Here is a 20,642-nt window from a genome sequence, read left to right as displayed (position 1 = left end):
ACAAATAAAATGAGCGATAGTGATTTATTTTGATTTATTTGTTGCAGTTGCTAGCGAATAAGAAATTAGAAATAAAACTTAATAACGATAAAAAATACAAAGCCACTGTTTAAATGGCTTTATAAGTTAAGAAACTCTTTTTTTAACGTTATAGAACTCCATTTGATTCTTAGTAATATCTCCCTTATAGGTGCCAGGAACTAACATAAAATAGGGATTGGCCTCTTCTGAAGTGTAGAAAATATGAAATATCATCTCTTTAAGCTTACGGTAGCTTTTTGACAACTCAGTCGAGCGTTCAGCAAAGGAACGCTGATCAAGCTCATTGAGCAAAAGCTCTCTATCTGCTTTCGATGCACTTTGGTAATTAACTTTAAAACTTGATTGGGCAATTAAATCTATCTGTTTAATAATAAACTTATACTGTTGCTTAGTTTCACTACCTGCCCAACTGAGCATGAGCGCATCGAGAACATCTATAACCTTTGCATCAGTAGCTCCTGGGGTATCTGTTCTGGGTATCATTATATCAGCCGCATCGCTCAAAATAGTCATTTCTTTTGCAGTAAAGAAACGCCCATTTTGAGAAAAAACAGATAATGAATTTACAGTATTGAAAATAGATGCCCATACAGGGGTAGCTACAAAATATACTGATGCTCCGATAAACAAACGACGACTTATATTAACTTTAGACATAATCCCCCCTTTACACTCGGTCTTTAAAAATTAGTTTTGCTGCATAATCGACAGCTCGAGCGGTAATAGCCATATAAGTCAATGAAGGGTTTTGAGTGGCGCAAGACGACATGCAAGCACCATCAGTCACAAACAAGTTATGAACATCGTGGCTTTGCGCCCATTTATTTAAAACGGATGTTTTAGGGTCTTCGCCCATACAGGCACCTCCCATTTCATGCACTCGATCGCCAACAGCAATTGGCTTTGTTTCAGGAAATTCATTTACTTTAATATCCACGCAGCCGCCTGCAGTCAGTATTTCTTTAATATCTATAGCTGCTTGCTTGATCATCTTGCGTTCGTTTTCTCTTATTCGCGCATCAATATGTAATATAGGAATACCCCATTGATCTTTTTCTGTAGGGTGCAACCGCGCATGATTTTCAAACCTTGGCAGCATCTCACCGTACATTATTGCTCTAAAGCGCCAAGGACCTGGCCCGTTACTATTCATTTTAACCTCAGCGCCAATACCTACTTTTTTTGCAGTGGTACCAGTATTGCTGCGGTGCTGGGCTGTACCTTGAAAACCAAATCCCCTAATAAAATCGGCATCTTCTTTTTGTTCGTGTCGATAATTTGGGATATAGGTAGCAATAGGTCTGCGTCCAACTGAATATTTGTCATCAAAACCTGGTACTTTTGCATCCGCTATAACACCAGAAAAATGATCCATAATATAATGCCCAACAGCACCACTCGAATTAGCGATTCCATTAGGGAACGTTTTAGACTTAGAATTCAGGAGTACTTGCACAGAACCTAATGCTGAGGCGCATAAGAAAATAACCTTTGAGCGATATTGACGTTTTTCTTTAGTATGGGCGTCAACAACCGTAACACCCGATGCTTTGCCTGATTTATCATCGTAATCAACTGTTTCAACTATTGAGTCTGTTACAACAGTTAAATTACCTGTCTTTTTGGCTGCAGGTAATGTTGCTGAGAGCGAGCTAAAATATCCACCAAATGTACACCCTCTATTACAATATGAGCGAGCTTGACACTGTCCACGCCCTAGTTCGGTTTGCTCTTTAGTAGGCTCTGTAATATTAGCTGAACGACCTACAATTAAATGTCTATCGGTATACGATTTTTTTAAGTTATCTGATATGAATTTTTCAGCACAACTCATTTCCCACGGCTTTTGAAACACGCCATCGGGTAAGGTATCCAAACCGTCTTTGTTCGCCGATACACCAATAAACCTCTCAACGTAAGCATACCAAGGTGCCAAGTCATCATACTCTATGGGCCAGGGAACCCCATTTCCATCTTTTGCATTTGCTTGAAAGTCCTTCACACCCCAACGTAGCGATTGCCTGCCCCACGTTAACGATCTTCCACCTAATTGATAACCTCTAATCCATTTAAATGGGCTTTCTTTTGGATAAGAAATAGGATGTTCTTTGTCATCAATAAAAAACTGTTTAGTGGCATTTTTGAAATAGCCTTTGCGCTCAATCATAGAGTATCGGCCTTCTTCACTAAGAATTTCAGGGACTTTGTTCCGGTTCTCAATTTGCCAAGGCATTTGCATATCAGTATATTCTGGGCCTTGATGTTGAATATTACGCCCTCGCTCTATTACAAGTGTTTTAAAGCCTTTTTCACAGAACTCTTTTGCCGCCCAACCACCTGTAATACCTGAACCAACTACAATCACGTCATACATATAGTATGCTCCATTTTATTTATTATTTTAGCTCTTGAATGAATATATTTTTGAACCTAACCACATTATCCCTAAGGCCCGACTCTTTATAAGACTTGCTTCCGTGATGCTGAAGACCTATCACACCTTCATCATCTTTAATGTCCTCTACATGGGTAGTAAGTATTCCATTGAGAAAAATTTTTATTGACGAGCCATCACAAACGACCCGCAACGCGTTCCATTCGCCCGGTTTATAAGCCTCGGCTTGCTGCTCTGACCAAGCGGGTAAGTGACTTTTTATAAAGTCATCGTCTTTATGAGATCTTTGAGGGTGTTCGGGGTAGAGCCATTTTCGTCGGCCTTGATCAAACAATCCTCCGCTCCAGCGGCGTGGGCTCGGATCTATTTCAGCTTGATAGCCAACAACGCGTTTACCGCCTTTATCTTGCTCAATTTGGCCTCTAAAAATAATACCCGAATTACTATACTCATCAACATTCGGCATTTTTATATCGGCAGTCAAAATAAAGTTGCTGTAACGCTGCTTTGTAGTTAAAAACCAATTGTTAGGTGAAATTAAATGCAACTCACCACCTATGAAGCGTGCTTGCCCAAACGAGTAAACATTATCAAAACGGCTAAGCTGAGGGTCTAGCAAATCAACTCTTTGCGTTGTTGTACATGCTGTAACCGAAAAAACAAAAAATATAGCTAAATATGATTTAATACCAGTCAACGTATTCTCCTTACTAACACTTTGTCGCGATATACTTAAAAGCAGATATAAATAACCTGCATTAAAAGTACTTTTTGGAAAATCGCTTTGCACTAAAGTCCAATCGTTTAGTGAAAAGTGATGCTTAACCTGATGTTAGTTTTCAAACAATACATTAAACTCTGATATATCAGGCCAGTTACCAATCGCTTTGAATTTAACAAAACGTCCTTCTCTATAAAAAGTAGTTGTACTTGGCTGATTGTTAACGTCTCTGCCCTTATGCTTTGCTACTTTTTTATATCGACCATCAATCGTTTCTGATACATAAATTTGATACTTAATTGCTTTATCGTTCGCAGTCCAAAGTTGGGTCCCTGTAATAGATTTTAACTCTCCTAAATCAATAACTATTGATTGAGTTCCATTTTTTTCCGCACGCCAACTTGAGCTATCAGAAAGGTCACCGTCTAACACATTAGACGCCGGGTATTGCTTCTCCTCAGATGATACATAGACAAGGTTAGGGTTTACTATTAAGCGTTTTTCTGCGCTTGAAGATTTCCCTTTACTATCAGTTGTGACAGCTTTTAGAGCGTACTCACCTGCGGCTAAACCAAGGAGCTCAGTTGAATACTCTTCGTTACCCCAGGCAAAAGGAGGCTGCCAAATATCACGCACTAAGGTGTCGTTCAAATAAAGCTCTACCCGCTCTATATCAATGCTATTTAATGCAGACTCACTATGAACCGATACACTTAGAGACTCATACCCTACTGGCACTTCTATCTCGGGTTCTAAAAAATAAACATTTGGAGCCGGTGTTTCTTCTACGATAAGTGTAATACTCGCTTCCCCTTCTAAACCTTGGGTATCTCGCGCAATTGCAGTGATAGTATGGCTTCCTACCCCTAAAGGTGATGAATTTGGCTCGTGCCTGTCTAACCAACCCATTGCACCTAGCTCATATGGTGCATATGAGTGCCCAAAATTCCAGACAGGCTTGGTATCAGTACGCACAAACTCACCATTAACATATAAAGTTACAGATTGAATATCACGATTGTCGGGAGATACTGCATCTATTGTCACACCTAACTTTTCGTATCCTTCAAAAACAGTAATGGTTTCATTAGGGAAAGAAACCACTGGCGGTTTAGGCTCACCTTCAACGTTAAGAGTCATTGTCGCTATGCTTTGAGCGCCTTCACTATCTATGGCAACTGCTTTAAAAGTATAAATTCCTGCACCGAGTGGTAAGGGGTTGGGAGAATGTGAGTCTAACCACCCCATTGCGCCTGTTTCGTGTGGATTAAACTTATGGCCAAAGTTAAAAGGAGCTTTGTCGTCTGTGCGTATTAAATTATCGTTAATGTATAAAGTAACGGATTCAATTGTTCTATCAGCAACAGGACTTGATGCTTGCAACGTAAATGTCAGCTGCTCAAAGCCCTCTTTTACAGTTAGCTCGTTATCAGGAAAACTAATGACTGGCGAATCGGATTGAGCAAGCAACTGCATTGTGGAAGAGCCAGTGACACCTTCACTATCAGTTGCAACTGCTTCAAAGGTATGATTTCCAGCCGTTAAGCCTAGTAGCTCTAATGGCTTGTTTTTATGACCCCATACAAAAGGGTCTGCATTGTCTGAACGAATTAGCGTGCCATCAACAAATAAATCAACTTTGCTGATGCTGCGATCAGCCACTGGACTTACAGCCGTTACTTTAAACGACAATTCACTGTAACCTTCCTCTACAGTAATGCTTGTCTTCGGAAAAGTGACGATAGGTGAGTTAATTTCACTTTCTATATCTAAATCTATTACTTGCAAATGAAGTGGTAACGCGCTCCCTGCCCCACGTTCCATTAGGTAGTAGTAAACTTTGCCATCTTTGATGTAAATAGTGCCATGATCAAATACAGGCCCATCAGTTGCTTCGTATACGCGCGTAAAGTTATTTGTGCCACCTTGCGCTTTTTCAACGTAAGGCCGTCCATTGTTTAAACCAATAATATATACGTTATCACCAGCCGTATAAATTTCACTTGCGCCAACAAAATCTGTTGACGTAATAAACTCTGTTGCGCCAGCTGGCTTATAGGAGTGTAAATAAACTTCCTGATAATCAGGACGGTTTCTATCGGTTGAGCGTACTTTACTTATAAAATGCACATCTCCCTTTTTAGTCACTGTCCAGTCAAAGCTACCTACAATATAAACAGAGTTAGCTTCTTGATGATCTATGTAGTCACCCGGTTCCAGTACTTTTATCTCATCTGAATTTACAAGCGGCCATGTCATTGGCTCGCCTTGATGGTTTTTCCATTCACCTATACCATCTGGGTGGTCTGAATAGGCGTAAAAAACACCATTTTGATATTTATATCTATCGTTATTATCGTTGCTTCGCTGCTGGTAGCCTACTCGAAGTTTGCCATTAACATACTTCATATTGCCATAGAGACCCCAGTTATAAGCATTACCATAACTTTTTTGGTTATTGTGATTAAATTTAGTGAAGCTTGACCACTTTTTTGTTTGAGCGTCATAGCGATTAAATACATAGGCACCGTTATTGTTACCACCCAAGCGCATATAAAGCAGCAATGTACCATCTGTATTTGTAAAAAACTTGGGATAAGTTAAACGCGCAAAATTTGCTTTATCGGCTAAATTACCTGTCATTGTTAAATGCTTATAGTCATCAGCCCCTTGGCTAACACTACTGGTATCTTTAACAAACTTACTAAGAGTAAACTGCTCATCGGGTAAGTCAGCAACCCCTGTTTCGCTAAAAGAATAACGGAAGAAGTCATCTTTGAATTTACCGCCATGATTATTATCGTCGTAGGCGTGCATATCGTACACCATATGAATAGTGCCATCGATAGGACTCACTGCTAAGCCAATTGTATTATGCGACTCCCCAACTAAAGGGTCTCCCCTAAAACCGGTATGGCGATGTGGAAATTCTATAGTTGCCAATGTTCCCGTTAATGTATTGTAGCGGCTCAACATAACATTACGCTCTTCCTTGCCGCCTTTATACCAAGTCATAAATACATAATGTTTATATGCTTTAACGGCATCGCCATGCGCAGAGATATTTCGACCAAAAAAGAAGTCGTATTCGGCACCTGTGCTTGGGCTAGCCACATTACTAAAATCTAGGTCTTGTCCATCAAAGTGTAAACTTGTATCTGAAATTTTAACTTGTTGCTCTAATTCAACCACTGCGTGCCCTGAGGCAGCATAAAATGCAGAAGTTAACAAAAGCAGAGATGAAAGCGTGTGTTTCGCTTTTATTGTGTGTTTTTTCATATTGATCTCTGTGTATTAATGTTGTCGTCATAAATCATTTTAATTCAATTGTTTATACTGATTTCAATTTTGGATTTTGCGCATAAAGCAACCTTCATTGTTTTATTTTTGTTAATAAAAACTACATTAAAAACCAAATACAATCAATAAAAATCAATAGCAGTCAAACAAGCGCAAAGAAAAGATCCAATCTAATATAAAGTGGATTAGTAAATGGAAGTGATTGAGAGGGAATATAAGTGACTATGGGTACAATTCTATATCATTAAAATAATTTATAGCCCCAACATCTTATGATTAAATAAGTGTAGATAAAGCCTTGCTCATACTAAATAGCGCCTGTTTTGCAAGCGCTATTTAATGAAGTTAACAACGAAATGAGTTACCTTAATTTACCTTCAAAACTATTTGCAAGCTCCATAAGTTGGCGGGCGTTACTATATTTTTTTAGATTTTGTTTTAACTCATCAAGCGCTTTGGCAGTTAAACCGGCATTATCTAAGGCTAGATAATATAAATATGCGTATTGCACATTTTTAGGTTCAAGCTCCATCGATTTTTTAAAATACTCTATTGCTTCAACTTTTTTATTACTTCTTATTTTTGCCATTCCATTTGCATAATTTAATGCAGCAGAATTAGGTATTGCAGCCAACCCTTGATCAAGCACAGCCTGCATTTTTTCTTGACTCCCTTGCCGGAAATAAATATCAGACAAGTTTACATAGTTAGGATCAAAATATGGGTCTACATCAATACCTTTTTTTAAATACCTAATTGCCGATGTAACATCTCGCTTATTTAATGCGAGCATACTTTGATTAATATGACCTTCTCCACGCCAAGAGTTAACTTTATTGGACTGTGCAAGCTCAACAATAGCCTCACTGAGCTCGCCCGACGGATTATTTTGATAACTCAGATTTTGTGCGGCGGCAACCCTAACCGCCTTAAATTTATCTGTTAACAACTTGCTGTAACTTTTAAAACGCTCACTTTCAGGCAGCATATAGCCTATTTTAGCAATCGCTAATCGTATAAGTGGCAATGGCGAGTTTACCCACCTAGATATAATTGCATCATCTATTACTGAACCAGTGCTTGCCAAATAAGTAATTGCACTTGCTCTATCAATTTCACTCAATGAAGTATCATTAATCAATCCAAGGTGAATATTTAACGGCACACTATTGGCCGATCGAAGTGCTAACATTGCATGCTCTTTGTTAGACAACGGAGCGGCCTTGCCATGCCAGCTTTCTAGCGCAGTGTTAGCCCATTCATTTGTTTTATCATCGTGACACTGAGTACACGCATTGGGCGTATCATAAATGATAGAAATATCAGGGCGCGGGATTTTAAAACTATGATCCCTTCTATCATCTACCCCCATATACCTATTAGTAGGCATATGACAATTAACACATTGGCTACCTTGAGACGCTTGCTTATGCCGGTGGTGCTTGGGCACATCATATTCACTACTTTTATGGCATTGAAGGCAAAGGCCATTCGTTTGTGATTTAATTTGCATCGTGTGTTTGTCATGACAATCTAGGCAATTTACACCGGCTTCATACATTTTACTTTGCTTAAAAGAGCCAAATACATAAACCTCTTCCTTTATTTGGCCATCAGCATAATACAAATTTGGCTCTAAGAAAGAGGGGCTGAATTGATCTAAAAAATGCTTATCACTACTAAACCCATCTGTTAGTGGACTGCGCAATGAATGACAGGCATAACAGGTTTCCATAAAGCTGTTATCACGTTTAGCACCTTGCCAAGTAGCAATGTTACTATTATCCGTTATTTTCCAACCAGACATATTGGTCGGTTTCACCTTATTTTTTTTTGGTAACGGGTTAGTTTTGTGATCTTCTGATAGGTCAGCATGGCAAGAAGCACATCCCACATTTATATTTGAAAAGTGCGTATCAAACACATCTTTTTCTACATCATAATTACGCTTTAAATTATCAGAATGACAATCTGCACACATCCCATTCCAATTTTGTAAAGGTTGTAACCAATGCAAACGATCATTTGGTTTTACATCTTCAGTTTCATAATTTGCATACCAGCGCTGCCCACCATCTTTGGCATCGCGACTATCCCAAGCAAAAGGGAACACTTGGTATTTCCCCTGCTCTACTTCAATAAGGTATTGCTGAAGTGGGGTAAAACCAAATACATAACTTACTTTATAAGTCTGCTTAGTATTGTTCTCAGTTAAATCGATTAAAAACTCATTATCTTTAGTGTAAAACAATGCTTTTTGAGAGAAATGTTCAACAATTACACTATTAAAGTCACCTAATACTTTATCTGATGTTGCTTGGGCCATTGCACCTGCATGGTGAGACTGCTGCCAATCAGACACTTCCTTGCTATGACATGAAGAACACTCCTCATTAGCAATAGAAAAAAAGCTGCTCATCAAAAGCGTTACAACTACTATAATCTTGAATATTTTTATCATTATTTTTCTGCTTTAAAACGCTAGTATTGTGAGTAAATAATTTTATCAGGGTCGTAAATAACGCTATCGCTTTCACTAAAACCAATTCTATGAGCAACGGCTTTCACAGATGTTGCTTGATCTAATTTAAAGGGCCCTTTGTATAATTGCCATAATTCAGGAGGGGTGATGTTACCTAATTGATAAGAAATCACCGCACCAGGCGTTGGGCTACTTATGTGTATTATGCCATTACTGATTTTAAATTGTGGCTTTGCGGTTACTGGCTGTGATTCACTTCCCGCCCACAATTGTTTAATAAGTTGGGATTCCGCAAGCCGTGGTTCATCGTTAATTTCTCTTAACCAACGGTCCATTTCTGCACTAAGCTCAGCGACCACTTTTTTATAACTGGGGTCGGTAATAATATTATTTAACTCATGAGGATCATTGGCTAAATCAAATAATTCTTCAGGGTCTTTTTTATCTCTAAACCATAAAGCTTGTGCCGGTGTAAGTTGCTCTGCATCTCGTAAACGTAATAGCTCCTGCATGGTAGGTATTTTTTCTCGATAGACTACTGGCAAATAATAACCTTGTTCTGGACGGTAATTTCTAATGTATTTAAAGCGCTTATTTTTAACAGCCCTTATTACATCTGTAAAACCATCAAACCTATCTGCTGCCGCATGGATGTATTCACGTTTTGCAGTTTGTTGTTTACCTAAAAAGTTTCTCCCTTGCATATGTGCGGGCTTATCTATTCCCGCTAAACTCAATAGTGTTGGAGCAAAATCAACAAAACTAACCAGCTCGTCATTTTTTTTGCCTGCATGCTTTGCATTAGGGTAACGAACTATAAAAGGGACCTTGAGGCCGCTATCGTAAATTAACCGCTTTTGCCTTGGTAAAGGTCCGCCGTGGTCTGAGTAAAACATAATAATAGTATTATCGTATAAGCCATCATCTTTCAATTGCTTTAATACAGCAGCAATTTGTTTATCGGTTTCTGCGAGATTATTGTACATTTTCCATAGGTCGCGCCTAACAATAGAAGTATCAGGCAAATATGGCGGAATAGGGAAATCAAGATCTTTAGACACATGCTCAGGTGTATTCGCCTCAGATGATTTTTCAGCATGATGTTGTGGTAGTTTTGCAATTTTCTTTCTATTGTCAGAAAAGTAGTGCCGAGATTCTATTTTTCTAAACCCATAAGGTTCAAATAATCCAGATTCGTGTGTGGTGGTAAAGTTAACAACGGCATAAAAGGGCTGCCCGGGCTTTCTATTACGCCAATGAGCGAAAGGCCCACTTTCATCCCATGCTGCTTTTGGCGCTTTGAATTGGTAATCAGTTTTTAAGTTATTTGTTGTGTAGTAGCCTTCCTCGCGAAGGTATTGACTAAGCATTTTTGCATTTTCAGGGGGTACAGCCTCATATTTTGGCAAACCTGTTTGCTCAGTATTAGAGGTTGTTCGCATATTATTTGCACCAACCGAAGAAGGGTACATTCCCAGCGCTATAGCTGCTCTGCTTGGCGAACACACACCTGAAGTTGAATATACATTCGTATAAGTCACCCCTTCATTTGCAAGTTGAGTAATAGAGGAGGTTTTTATAGTATTATCACCATAGGGCTCAATAATAGGGCTCATATCCTCAACTACTAGCCATAAAATATTGGGTTTGTTAGACACGTCATGTTTTACAATCCCGCCTGCCACTGCCTGTGAGCCACAAACGTAACATAACAATATCCACATCCAAACTTGCTTGTAACCAAAATTTATACAACTCATTTGCCACCTCTTTGCATTTTATAAGGTCAGAATAGCGATTGATTAATCATTTCTGCTAAACACCAGCGCTCGCCATCGTCCTCTGGCAAATGCGGTACCTCCGTTCTCAGGAATTTTGCCATTTGTGACTGCTTTAGAGGAAACTCGTATAATATCGTCTTTAGCGAGTTCAACGCCCTTCATGCTAAAGTATATTTCCTGGTAATCATCACTCGTTTCTGGATTAGTAAACTCGCCAATTTTTTTATTATTTATTGAAACAATATAAGTCGATTCACCGTCTGTTTCTGCTAGTGTGATCAAGTTAAGAGTATGGCTGCCAACATCTTTGGCCTGCACAATATATTCTGCGTGTGCAAACTTATTACGGTAAGTAGTGTTCACCGCATTTATTGCTAAGGCATTCTCTGCTTTATGCTGGTAATAGGGAATTTCGCCCGTATTTTCAATAGTGAAATCGTCCACTGCGTATAAAATCCGGGTGTAGTCCGTTACCTTTGATAACTGAGTTTTTTCTTGTAAATGTTTAGGTTTATTCAGTGTTTCTGACTTATCCTTACCTGTAGGTACATAGTCTTTATCCTTCGTTAAGAGTAATTTATCAAGCTCAAAGCCATCCTCACGCATTGATACCATAATGGTATGAACACCTTTGTGTGGTATCTCGATATAAATGGTGTTGGGAGTACCACAATGATTGGTGCTTACTCGTTGAGCAGAAGACCATGTCCAAGCATGTTTACCCTCACATAGTTGCAAGCGCTGTGCAGATTCTGGCCATTGCCCATTTATACCTAAATGCAGGCCATTATCTTCACTTCCGGTGCTGTATGCTCTTGCCCAAACGTAATATTTCCCAGGCGTTTCAAAGTAAATCGGATAGCTAAGCACAGCCATTGTGCCGGCTTTATTTGTGAAGTTCTCATGTCTAACTAACGCTTCGTGATGGTTACTGCGGGTATCAGGGAGTATCTCAATATAAGACTCGTTGCTAGCGTCATGATAATGAGTATTATCTGAATCAGCGAGATTATGAGCTGGCGTATTTTTTGAAAACACCAGCCATCGCCTCTTAGCATCTAAGTGCTGAGTTGAAAATTTTTCTGCTTCTATAGCCACGAAGCCTGAATCTTCATAATAACTCTGCATCGCATTAATATTGGTTGTTGAAGCTGCAAAGCTGGCTACAATAATCGGTAGATAAAGGGCTAATTTCGTGTTTAATAGTCTCAAATTTTTAGCCCCCATTAACCGCATTGAGCAGTAAAACTTCTTTTATCTCTTTTGGTGTTGAGTGCTTATTACCGCCATTATCAGCGCCCGTCATCCACCAATAAATCATTCCTGCATCAGAGCAATCAAATTTATTAGTTTGAAATGGAACAACACCGTCTTTCTCAGCATAGGCCATCATTTCCCAAATAAATGCAATACCGCTATCTGAATGGTTTTTAGCCCAGTCCCAATCAGCTATTGGCCCCTGAAGCCCCACATTCTGATCTCCTATTTGATGCTCTTTTACACCAAAATCTAGAATTTGCTGCCAAGTAAAAAAGTCACCGCTATTGTCATTTGCAGGATGATGTGACACCACGTGAACATGTTGCACCTTATTTTTTTGTGCAGCTTCCAATGCATAGCCTATAAGGTCGGGCTCACCTGCTTCAACTATCCAAAGCGGATTATCAGCAGACGATGCGTTAACGGCATCCACTAAATCTTGTGTCGCTCCTGCTTGGTCAACTCTACAATTGTAAAAGTCACGTAAATTGTTAAATGGTCCAAATAAATCGATACCTCTAGCACTTAATTCATCTAGTTTATTTTGCCGACGCATTTCATTTTCGGCATCAATTTGATACCGCGCTTTGTTTCTAAAAGGGTCTAAATCGCAAGAGTGAGATAAATGAACAAGCCGGCTAGATAACCCAGTGTTTTGTAAAAGCGCCAACATAACAGGTGTAGCACCAATATCATCGGGATCAGGGGAATTACCATCTATGACTACGGCCAAACGACCTATAGGCGGGTTAAGAGCTTCAAATTTGCCTTTTATTGATTGATTTGAGGCACTCTCTTTCGTTTTACCTTCAATAAGTGTTGTGCTTTGACTACAAGCTACACTCAAAAAAGTGCTTAAAATAATCAAAGGCAGTAATAGTTTTTTCATTATTTGTTTCTCTATATTGATAGAGTCGGTAATTTGTAATCGCTATTTTCTATTAAGGGATTTTTGAACACCCTGTTCGTCTCTGTAAATCATCAAGATAAGAACAATTATGCATAACGACTTAATATGAGTAAAAATGATTGTAAATGAAATTTAATAAACTAACAAACTATCAATATTAATCTTTGAAAATAGATTTAACTCTATTTCAATTAGAAGTACGTGACTGTTAAACGAACGGTAAAAAGAGAGAAAATAAACAAGGTAGTTTCAATTAACGCAAAGGTATTCTGAGAGATAGCACCAGCTAAAATCGGCAGCAAGTGGGTGTGATGTTCAAACTTTATAAGTAATAACCCTTAAGTTAATAGTAACTCAAGGGATATTACTTACTGACAATTATACAGATGCGAGTCAGTTACTAAGCCAACAAAGACTTCACATAATCAATAAGGTCTTGATCTTGGCCATTTTCAAATAAACATGCCTGAAAACGCTCACCCGAAACTGCGGTTTTAACTAATTCCTGATCAAGATTTTTTAATGAATCAACATAGCTGCGACTAACTAAGGCTGACTTTACTTGCGTTAAAATTGATGCGTTTCTCACCTGAGGCTCCCTGCGCTCAACAGGATAACCTGCACCGCGCTCACCGGTAAGTGCTTTTTCAAATATATAACGCGCGTTTAACTCAGCGCCCCAGCCAAACCCTTTAGCAAACGGCAGTGCTAATGCGTTACCGTTATTCACTTGGTTAAACAAAAATGCATCTGAAGGGTCAATACAATAGCCACAGAAAACACCATCATGAGCATTTAACGACATCATCGCACCTTGGCCAGTGCCACATCCTGCAAATACAAAATCAACGGCTTTAGCGTTAAGTAAAATCCCCGCCATAATGCCTAAATGAACATACGTTAGGTGATGATCGTTTTCGCTATTCATACCCACGTTAAACACACTGTGTTCTAACGGTAAGGCAACACTTTCAAGTTCGTTTAAAATAATTGGATTTTTAGCCGCTTGGCTATTTTCAAACATTAATGCTATTTTCATGATTGGTTTTACACCTTAGTGAGTGAATATGACTCAAGTGTATCATTGGTTTAGTCAGAAAATAACCCATAGAGCGCTTAAAAATGCACTAAACATACTTCCTATGGATTGTATGGGTGCATTATTTGTTACTACTCGGAACCTTCAAAGTTTTAGAGTGATGATAGTTAGCAATAAACTACCTATCTCTAATGGGTAGTGGATTGGCATTGGTGTTCAGGTTAAATAAAACGTCACTTCTTCAAGTCGACTATGTGCCAGAATAGGTCGGATAAGCGAAGTGCCATGAGCATTCATTCATGATTAACTCGTTTCTGCCCCAAAACGAGTTAATTTAAATGCTCTAAGGGCGGCTTTGAGCGAGAAGCAGTCAGTCACTAGCTATGGATTAAGCTCAAGTTTATCTTAAAATTTTGCAAATTTAAGAGCACAATACTGATGGTCAAGTCACATCAGTGGAGAGCCTTATACAAAATTAAGCTTTATTAAAGACGATTTTATTGTTTGATTAAGAATAATTGCAATTAGCTAGCAGCAGTATTATACATTTCTGATTTTTTTAGTAATATGTTAGTAGCCGATGGAGTTTTAAATACCAAAATGGTACCAACCATTTTTAAAGGGATGTTACATGGAATTCATTTTTATAATTGCAGTTGTTATATTGATAATTTGGTTAATTACCAGTTCACGCTCAAATTCAAATAAAGCAAAGCCTCGAGTATTAGATAATCCAAGCTCGGACATAAAAGGCACTCATAATACGTCAGCCTCTAAGTCTTCTATATCTGCTCTATCCAATGATGCAATCAGCCCAATAAAATCTATTAAAATTGATAAAGCATCAGTAAGTGTTGAATTACACGAACAAACTAATGAATTAGCAACCTCAAAGGAGACAACTCCAAAACCTCGCATCACTGTTGTTAATACATCTACCCCAACTATAGAAAGTGCTGATAGTTCGACAAATTCTGAAGACGATTTAGCCACATTTAATATTTTTGAGAGTAATGTATCTGAAGACACCTATATCAACAAGGGTAAACAAGCTCAATGGTTAAGCAAGGGTCAAGAAGTTACTATTCACAGTCGAAAGTTAAAAGGGTTTCTGTACGTAGGTGGGGTGATGGAATCATTGGTTGGTTATCGCTCTGAACCAGCATTAATTTGTACAGACTTACCAGTAATATCACCACGGACTAATTCAAACGAATTCCCAACTGATGAATCTTTAGGCTACTGGCCAAGCTACGGTTTATTATCTAAAGAGTCTAGAGGTGCCTACCTTGATTGGTTAGCAACCGATAGAAGTGCGGGCAACACCCCAATTGGCTTTGTATTTTTGTACTTTTACGGATTTGAAAGATTTGTTGTTGAGAATGGTCAAGATAATAAAATTGGAGAGGAACAATTTGAAGATATTTTTGATGAAGTACTTCGTTTACATAAAGTGTTTGCTTCAAATCGCTCTTTTGCGGGTTATTCAGCAAATCTCTTAGAGTTTATGTATTTAGTTAAACCTAAATTACTTAAAGGTAAAAAACATACATTACCGAAGACGCGTCATTCACTACTTTTTAAATTACGCCTTTCAGAGCAAATCGTTGCCACAGAAAAAGTGGATGATGAGTTGGCACTTGAATGGATCAAAAATACAGACCAATACAATTTAAAAACCGCAGCTAGGCGTTGCGATGTAGAGTTTGATGCACTTTTTAAACTTTACTACAATCAAAAATTCTCTGAGGGAATGCAAGTTAAACCAAATAAAACCAAGTTAAACGCTGAGTACTTTGCCGCCAGCGGTGGTATCCCTAGCGTTAAAATTTTACTAGATAGTTTACCAGACCCGAGTATATTAAAAGCCCCTATTAAAAAGCTAATACCTATTGCTGATAAAGCCGCTGAAGAGCTCGCTAGTTATAGCCGTTACTTAGGTAAAGCAGGCACTAGTAGAGATGACTTAGCTGCACTGATGTTACTTCCACGCGCTATTACTAATAGCCAACCATCACCATTAATTGAAAAGTTTAAAAAGTGGGCTAAGGCTATCATTTTAGAAAATGATGGGGTAACAAATGTATCTGAATTTTGGTTGCAAACAGACTTACCAGCACCAAAAGCGATAAATAAAAAGGAAAGTGAACTCATTTATAACCTAGCGAGCTTTGCTGATATAGGTATTGCACCTGACTTACGTTACCACCATGCAAAACCTAAATTAGATGGCAAACTTGTCTTATTTACTCCAGGGCATGGGGAAGAGTTTGTCCCTAGTCATGTATTTAACCAAGTGGGTGTCGCACTTCGCTTAGGTGCGATGGTTGCAAACATAGATGGGGTTGTAGATGAGTCAGAAAGTTCTGAGCTAGAAAAGCTAATTGCTCATGATGAGAAATTAACGGATACAGAAAAGCGATCTTTAAAGGCTTATCTTACATGGCGATTAGTTACCCCATCGGATAATGCGGGTTTAAAAAATAGACTTAATAATTTAGGTGAAACAGAAATAGAATTTGTGAAGCGGTTTATTCTGTCTATTGCGCTCGCTGATGGCAACGTCGATAACAAAGAAGTAAAACAAATCGAGAAGCTCTACACGAATTTAGGGTTGAATAAAGAGTCTGTCACGAGTGATATTCATCAGCTTACTACAAGTAGTCATCAGCTTGCGCCAAAAAGTCAAAATTCATCAGAATTTAGCTTAGATGAAACAATCTTAGCCCTTCATGAAAGCCAAACAACAGAAGCTAAAAATATGCTGGAAAAGATCTTTACCTCAGATGAAGATGAAAGCGATTATATTGAAGTCTCAGAGCTGACAAACGAAGTTGAAGGATTAGATCAGGCTCATAGCCAGTTGTTTGAAAAGCTATGTGCTAAAGCGCAATGGGGTCGCGAAGAGGTAGCTCAAATGTGTAGTGAGCTAAAATTAATGGTCGATGGTGCTATAGAAACCATTAATGACTGGTCATTTGATTTAGTGGATGCACCAGTAATTGATGATGACGGTGATATATACATTGATGAAGAGATAGTCGAAGAGATAAGGGAGTTATAACAATGGCAGCAAAAAAAATTAGATCAAAAGAGCGCGATGCAATTATACAGTCTCTTAAATCGGGTGTTACCCCAAAAGTCGGCATACAGCATATACAAGTAGGTCGTGGTAATGAGCTTAAAGCGCTCATTAAAGATATCGACAGAGTGACAGAGGGCGGCTCTGCTTTTCGGTTAATTATTGGCGAATACGGCTCAGGTAAAACATTCTTTTTAAGTGTAGTAAGAGCGATAGCATTAGAGCGCAAGTTAGTTACTGTTAATGCAGATCTATCTCCTGACCGTCGTATTCATGCATCATCTGGACAAGCCAGAAACTTGTATTCTGAGTTAATGAGAAACATGTCTACTCGTAATAAGCCTGATGGTAATGCATTGACCAGTGTGGTTGAAAAGTTTATTACCGAGGCACGAAAAGAAGCAGATAATACAAGCAAAGAAATAACCACAGTGATCCACGAAAGGCTCGCGTCTCTCTCTGAGCTTGTAGGTGGTTACGACTTTGCAAAAGTTATAGAAGCATACTGGACTGGCCATGAAACAGATAACGAGCAACTTAAGAACAACGCTGTAAAATGGTTAAGAGCAGAATATGCAACAAAAACAGATGCTCGCAAAGATCTTGGTATAAGAAGTATTATCTCAGATGCGTCGTTTTATGACTCTCTAAAGCTTATGAGTTTATTTGTAAGGCAAGCTGGCTATGAAGGGTTATTAGTTAACCTCGATGAAATGGTAAATTTATACAAACTCAATAGCACCCAAGCACGATTATCAAATTACGAGCAAATTCTAAGAATACTCAACGACTGCTTACAAGGATCGGCTGAGTACTTAGGGTTTTTACTCGGTGGTACACCCGAGTTTTTACTTGATCCAAGAAAAGGGTTATATAGCTATGAGGCGCTGCAATCTCGTTTAGCTGGCAATACGTTTGCAAAGCAAGCTGGTGTTATTGATTACTCATCTCCAGCATTGCATTTGGCAAGTTTAACGCCAGAAGAGTTATTTATACTACTTAAAAACCTGAGACATGTTTTCGCATCAGGTGATGAATCGCTATATTTAGTTCCTGACGAGTCCCTTAAAGCATTTTTAGTCCATTGCAGTAAAACAATTGGAGACGCTTACTTTAGAACGCCAAGAAATACGATCAAAGCGTTTTTAGATATGCTTGCCGTGATTGATCAAAATCCAAACATTTCGTGGGACAGTTTAATAAAAAATGTTGATATTGCAGAGGAAAAACCTTCCGATGTAGAGCTAGACATTGAACCTGAAGACGATGAGTTAGCTGACTTCAAATTATGATTGACGCACACGAAAAGCTCGATTTGCGCATTCAGCAGTGGATTTTTAAACAAGGTTGGGATCGGCTCAGAGAGATACAATGTTTAGCAATTGACCCTATTCTTTCAGGCAATACTGATGTGCTTATTAGTGCCTCTACTGCCGCAGGTAAAACCGAAGCATTTTTTTTACCTGCAATAAGTAGCATCGCAGATCAAGTAAGCGGTGTAGGCATTTTATATATCAGCCCGCTAAAGGCGTTAATAAACGATCAAGATCGAAGGCTAGAAAGCTTGTCAGACTTGTTAGACATACAAGTTACACCTTGGCATGGTGATAGCCCTCAAGGTCGAAAAAATAAGCTGAAACGAAATCCATCTGGCATCATGTTAATAACGCCAGAGTCCCTAGAGTCATTATTAATAAGAGACAGTGGCTGGGTAAAATCTGCTTTTCAGAATTTAAAGCATATAGTTATAGATGAATTTCACGCATTTATTGGTACTGAGCGTGGCCATCACTTATTGAGCTTACTGCACCGCTTAGAGCATTTGCTTGGCCGTCTAAACGCACCAATACCCAGAACCGCTTTAAGTGCCACTTTAGGTGACTTAGAAAGTGTCCCGGCATCTTTAAGACCCAATAAATCACTGACTTGTAAAATAATAAAGCAAACGCAGTCTTCATCAACGTTAAAAATGCAAGTGAAGGGATACATTGAAAGCGCTGTAGTAACAGATGAGGCGGTTACTGCGGAGCAAAGCGTATGTAACGATTTATATGGCCTTTGCCGAGGTGGAAACCACTTAGTGTTTGCAAACAGCAGAAGTCGCACCGAAAGCATTGCGACCACTCTTGCTGAGATGTGTGAGAGTAACACTGTGCCTAACGAGTTTTTTCCACATCATGGCTCGTTAGCCAAAGAAATGCGAGAAACACTTGAAGCTCGGCTTCAGCAAGATCAAATGCCCACTACAGCAGTGTGTACTATGACTTTGGAGTTAGGCATTGATATAGGCAAGGTTAACTCTGTCGTGCAAGTTACTGCGCCGCATTCTATTGCAAGTTTACGGCAGCGCATGGGTCGTTCAGGTAGGCGTGGTGGCGCTAGTATTTTGCGAATGCTGATAACTGAGGCTGACCTTACAGAAAAATCGAGTATTGTAGATAAACTGCGGCTTGAATTGGTTCAATCGCTAGCGATGATACGGTTATTGGTTGCAAGTAAGTGGTACGAACCAGCAGACACTTCGCTCTATCACTTTTCAACATTACTTCATCAAGTTTTAGCTCTCATCGCGCAATGGGGGGGTATAAGAGCAGATCAAATCTACGTATTACTTTGTAAAGACGGTCCATTCCAACAAGTTACTGTTACACATTTTAAAGATTTGCTATCTCACATGGGTAAGGTAGATCTTATTACCCAGTTAGGAAGTGGTGAACTGGTTTTAGGTTTTATGGGTGAAAAAATAACAAATCATTATACGTTTTATGCCGTTTTTAAAACCCCTGAAGAATTTAGAATTATAACGGGTAGTAAAACACTAGGGACATTACCCGTAGATAGCCTTATTTTAGAGGGCCAACATATTGTATTTGCGGGTAAACGTTGGGTGGTTGAGCTAGTCGATACAGACAAAAAAGTGATTTCAGTACAGCATGCAAAAGGAGGGAAACCACCTAAATTTGGTGGTTCAGGGATGGCTGTTCATGATGTAGTGAGACAAGAAATGCTTAAAATTCTGGAAGAAGGTGACTACAGAGTTCAAGTTGGTGAACAAAGAATTGAATTTTGTGATGCAGTTGCTCAAGCACTTTTCAAAGAAGGTGCTGACTTTTTTAAAACTGCAAAACTTGAAAGTACGCATTTCTTACAGTATGGCAATACAGCCGTTGTTTTGCCCTGGGCCGGCGATAAGGTTGTAAATACACTCGTTGCAGTACTAATACACAAAGGGTTTGGAGCAGGTGCATTTGCAGGAATTATAGAAGTTGAGAATACCTTAATTGATGATGTCATCGGGGCTCTTAAAAGCTTTCGGGATGATCAAACCATATCAGCAATTGATTTAGCTGATGCTATTGCAGAAAAAGCCATAGATAAGTTTGATGAATATTTACCTCAAGAAATTCTTGCAAAAGGGTATGCCGCTAGAGCATTTGATGTAGAGAAGGCCCGAGTATTAGTCAAAGAATTGCTCATGGCAAGATTTAAACAAGCCAAAGAGGTTAAATTATGACTTCATACATTATATTCATCAAGGATCATCAATGTCCGCAAATTGCACTTTGCTGAAGCCTGCTGTAAGCGAGAATCAGCCATTGAGTGAATAATTAATGACTAATTCCCCTCTTT

General features: G+C 38.9%; 12 protein-coding genes. 3 read left to right on the top strand and 9 right to left on the bottom strand.

The window, feature by feature from the left end:
* Nucleotides 1-126 precede the first annotated feature (126 nt).
* The 9 genes from H5161_RS11660 to H5161_RS11620 all read right to left on the bottom strand — a co-directional run bounded on the left by H5161_RS11660 (nt 127) and on the right by H5161_RS11620 (nt 13,930).
* Nucleotides 127-699, bottom strand: a complete 573-nt coding sequence (locus tag H5161_RS11660) for a gluconate 2-dehydrogenase subunit 3 family protein (RefSeq protein WP_182769366.1) — start codon at nt 697-699, stop codon at nt 127-129.
* A gap of 10 nt (nt 700-709) precedes the next feature.
* Entirely contained in the window at nt 710-2,416 is a 1,707-nt protein-coding gene (locus tag H5161_RS11655) for a GMC oxidoreductase (protein WP_182769365.1), read from the bottom strand.
* Between the two features lie 22 nt (nt 2,417-2,438).
* A complete protein-coding gene (locus tag H5161_RS11650) occupies nt 2,439-3,134 on the bottom strand; it encodes a DUF1080 domain-containing protein (RefSeq protein WP_220493531.1) in 696 nt (231 codons plus the stop codon).
* 135 nt (nt 3,135-3,269) lie between these two features.
* Nucleotides 3,270-6,437 (bottom strand): BNR-4 repeat-containing protein, encoded by a 3,168-nt coding sequence (locus H5161_RS11645; protein ID WP_182769364.1) that lies wholly within the window; start codon nt 6,435-6,437, stop codon nt 3,270-3,272.
* 382 nt (nt 6,438-6,819) lie between these two features.
* Nucleotides 6,820-8,919: a multiheme c-type cytochrome gene (locus tag H5161_RS11640; RefSeq protein ID WP_182769363.1), complete on the bottom strand. Its 2,100-nt coding sequence runs from the start codon at nt 8,917-8,919 to the stop codon at nt 6,820-6,822.
* A gap of 20 nt (nt 8,920-8,939) precedes the next feature.
* Nucleotides 8,940-10,700 (bottom strand): sulfatase-like hydrolase/transferase, encoded by a 1,761-nt coding sequence (locus H5161_RS11635; protein WP_182769362.1) that lies wholly within the window; start codon nt 10,698-10,700, stop codon nt 8,940-8,942.
* Between the two features lie 42 nt (nt 10,701-10,742).
* Entirely contained in the window at nt 10,743-11,948 is a 1,206-nt protein-coding gene (locus H5161_RS11630; protein ID WP_182769361.1) for a hypothetical protein, read from the bottom strand.
* Entirely contained in the window at nt 11,938-12,870 is a 933-nt protein-coding gene (locus H5161_RS11625; protein ID WP_259398693.1) for a hypothetical protein, read from the bottom strand. Before H5161_RS11625 ends, H5161_RS11630 begins: the two co-directional genes overlap by 11 nt.
* 421 nt (nt 12,871-13,291) lie before the next feature.
* Nucleotides 13,292-13,930, bottom strand: a complete 639-nt coding sequence (locus tag H5161_RS11620; protein ID WP_182769360.1) for an RpiB/LacA/LacB family sugar-phosphate isomerase — start codon at nt 13,928-13,930, stop codon at nt 13,292-13,294.
* Between the two features lie 631 nt (nt 13,931-14,561).
* Between H5161_RS11620 and H5161_RS11615 the strand changes: the two genes are divergently transcribed.
* Genes H5161_RS11615 through H5161_RS11605 form a run of 3 tightly spaced genes read left to right on the top strand, consistent with a single transcriptional unit; the run spans nt 14,562 to nt 20,526 of the window.
* A complete protein-coding gene (locus tag H5161_RS11615) occupies nt 14,562-16,994 on the top strand; it encodes a TerB N-terminal domain-containing protein (protein WP_182769359.1) in 2,433 nt (810 codons plus the stop codon).
* Between the two features lie 2 nt (nt 16,995-16,996).
* The gene (locus tag H5161_RS11610; RefSeq protein ID WP_101217829.1) at nt 16,997-18,304 is read left to right on the top strand and encodes an ATP-binding protein; all 1,308 of its coding nucleotides are present in this window, start codon (nt 16,997-16,999) and stop codon (nt 18,302-18,304) included.
* Complete coding sequence (locus tag H5161_RS11605) at nt 18,301-20,526, top strand: DEAD/DEAH box helicase (protein ID WP_182769358.1); 2,226 nt, start codon at nt 18,301-18,303, stop codon at nt 20,524-20,526. Before H5161_RS11610 ends, H5161_RS11605 begins: the two co-directional genes overlap by 4 nt.
* The last annotated feature ends 116 nt before the right edge of the window (nt 20,527-20,642 follow it).

This window comes from Pseudoalteromonas sp. SG43-5 (assembly GCF_014164345.1).
GTDB classification, from domain to species: Bacteria; Pseudomonadota; Gammaproteobacteria; order Enterobacterales; family Alteromonadaceae; genus Pseudoalteromonas; species Pseudoalteromonas distincta.
Note: the sequence above shows the minus strand (reverse complement) of the source record. Positions and strands in the feature narration are given on the sequence as shown.

Coding starts and splice junctions, on each gene's coding strand:
- H5161_RS11630 (WP_182769361.1), bottom strand. CDS start 11,948: ATGGGGGCTAAAAATTTGAGACTATTAAACACGAAATTAGCCCTTTAT.
- H5161_RS11620 (WP_182769360.1), bottom strand. CDS start 13,930: ATGAAAATAGCATTAATGTTTGAAAATAGCCAAGCGGCTAAAAATCCA.
- H5161_RS11610 (WP_101217829.1), top strand. CDS start 16,997: ATGGCAGCAAAAAAAATTAGATCAAAAGAGCGCGATGCAATTATACAG.
- H5161_RS11635 (WP_182769362.1), bottom strand. CDS start 10,700: ATGAGTTGTATAAATTTTGGTTACAAGCAAGTTTGGATGTGGATATTG.
- H5161_RS11655 (WP_182769365.1), bottom strand. CDS start 2,416: ATGTATGACGTGATTGTAGTTGGTTCAGGTATTACAGGTGGTTGGGCG.
- H5161_RS11660 (WP_182769366.1), bottom strand. CDS start 699: ATGTCTAAAGTTAATATAAGTCGTCGTTTGTTTATCGGAGCATCAGTA.
- H5161_RS11645 (WP_182769364.1), bottom strand. CDS start 6,437: ATGAAAAAACACACAATAAAAGCGAAACACACGCTTTCATCTCTGCTT.
- H5161_RS11625 (WP_259398693.1), bottom strand. CDS start 12,870: ATGAAAAAACTATTACTGCCTTTGATTATTTTAAGCACTTTTTTGAGT.
- H5161_RS11605 (WP_182769358.1), top strand. CDS start 18,301: ATGATTGACGCACACGAAAAGCTCGATTTGCGCATTCAGCAGTGGATT.
- H5161_RS11640 (WP_182769363.1), bottom strand. CDS start 8,919: ATGATAAAAATATTCAAGATTATAGTAGTTGTAACGCTTTTGATGAGC.
- H5161_RS11615 (WP_182769359.1), top strand. CDS start 14,562: ATGGAATTCATTTTTATAATTGCAGTTGTTATATTGATAATTTGGTTA.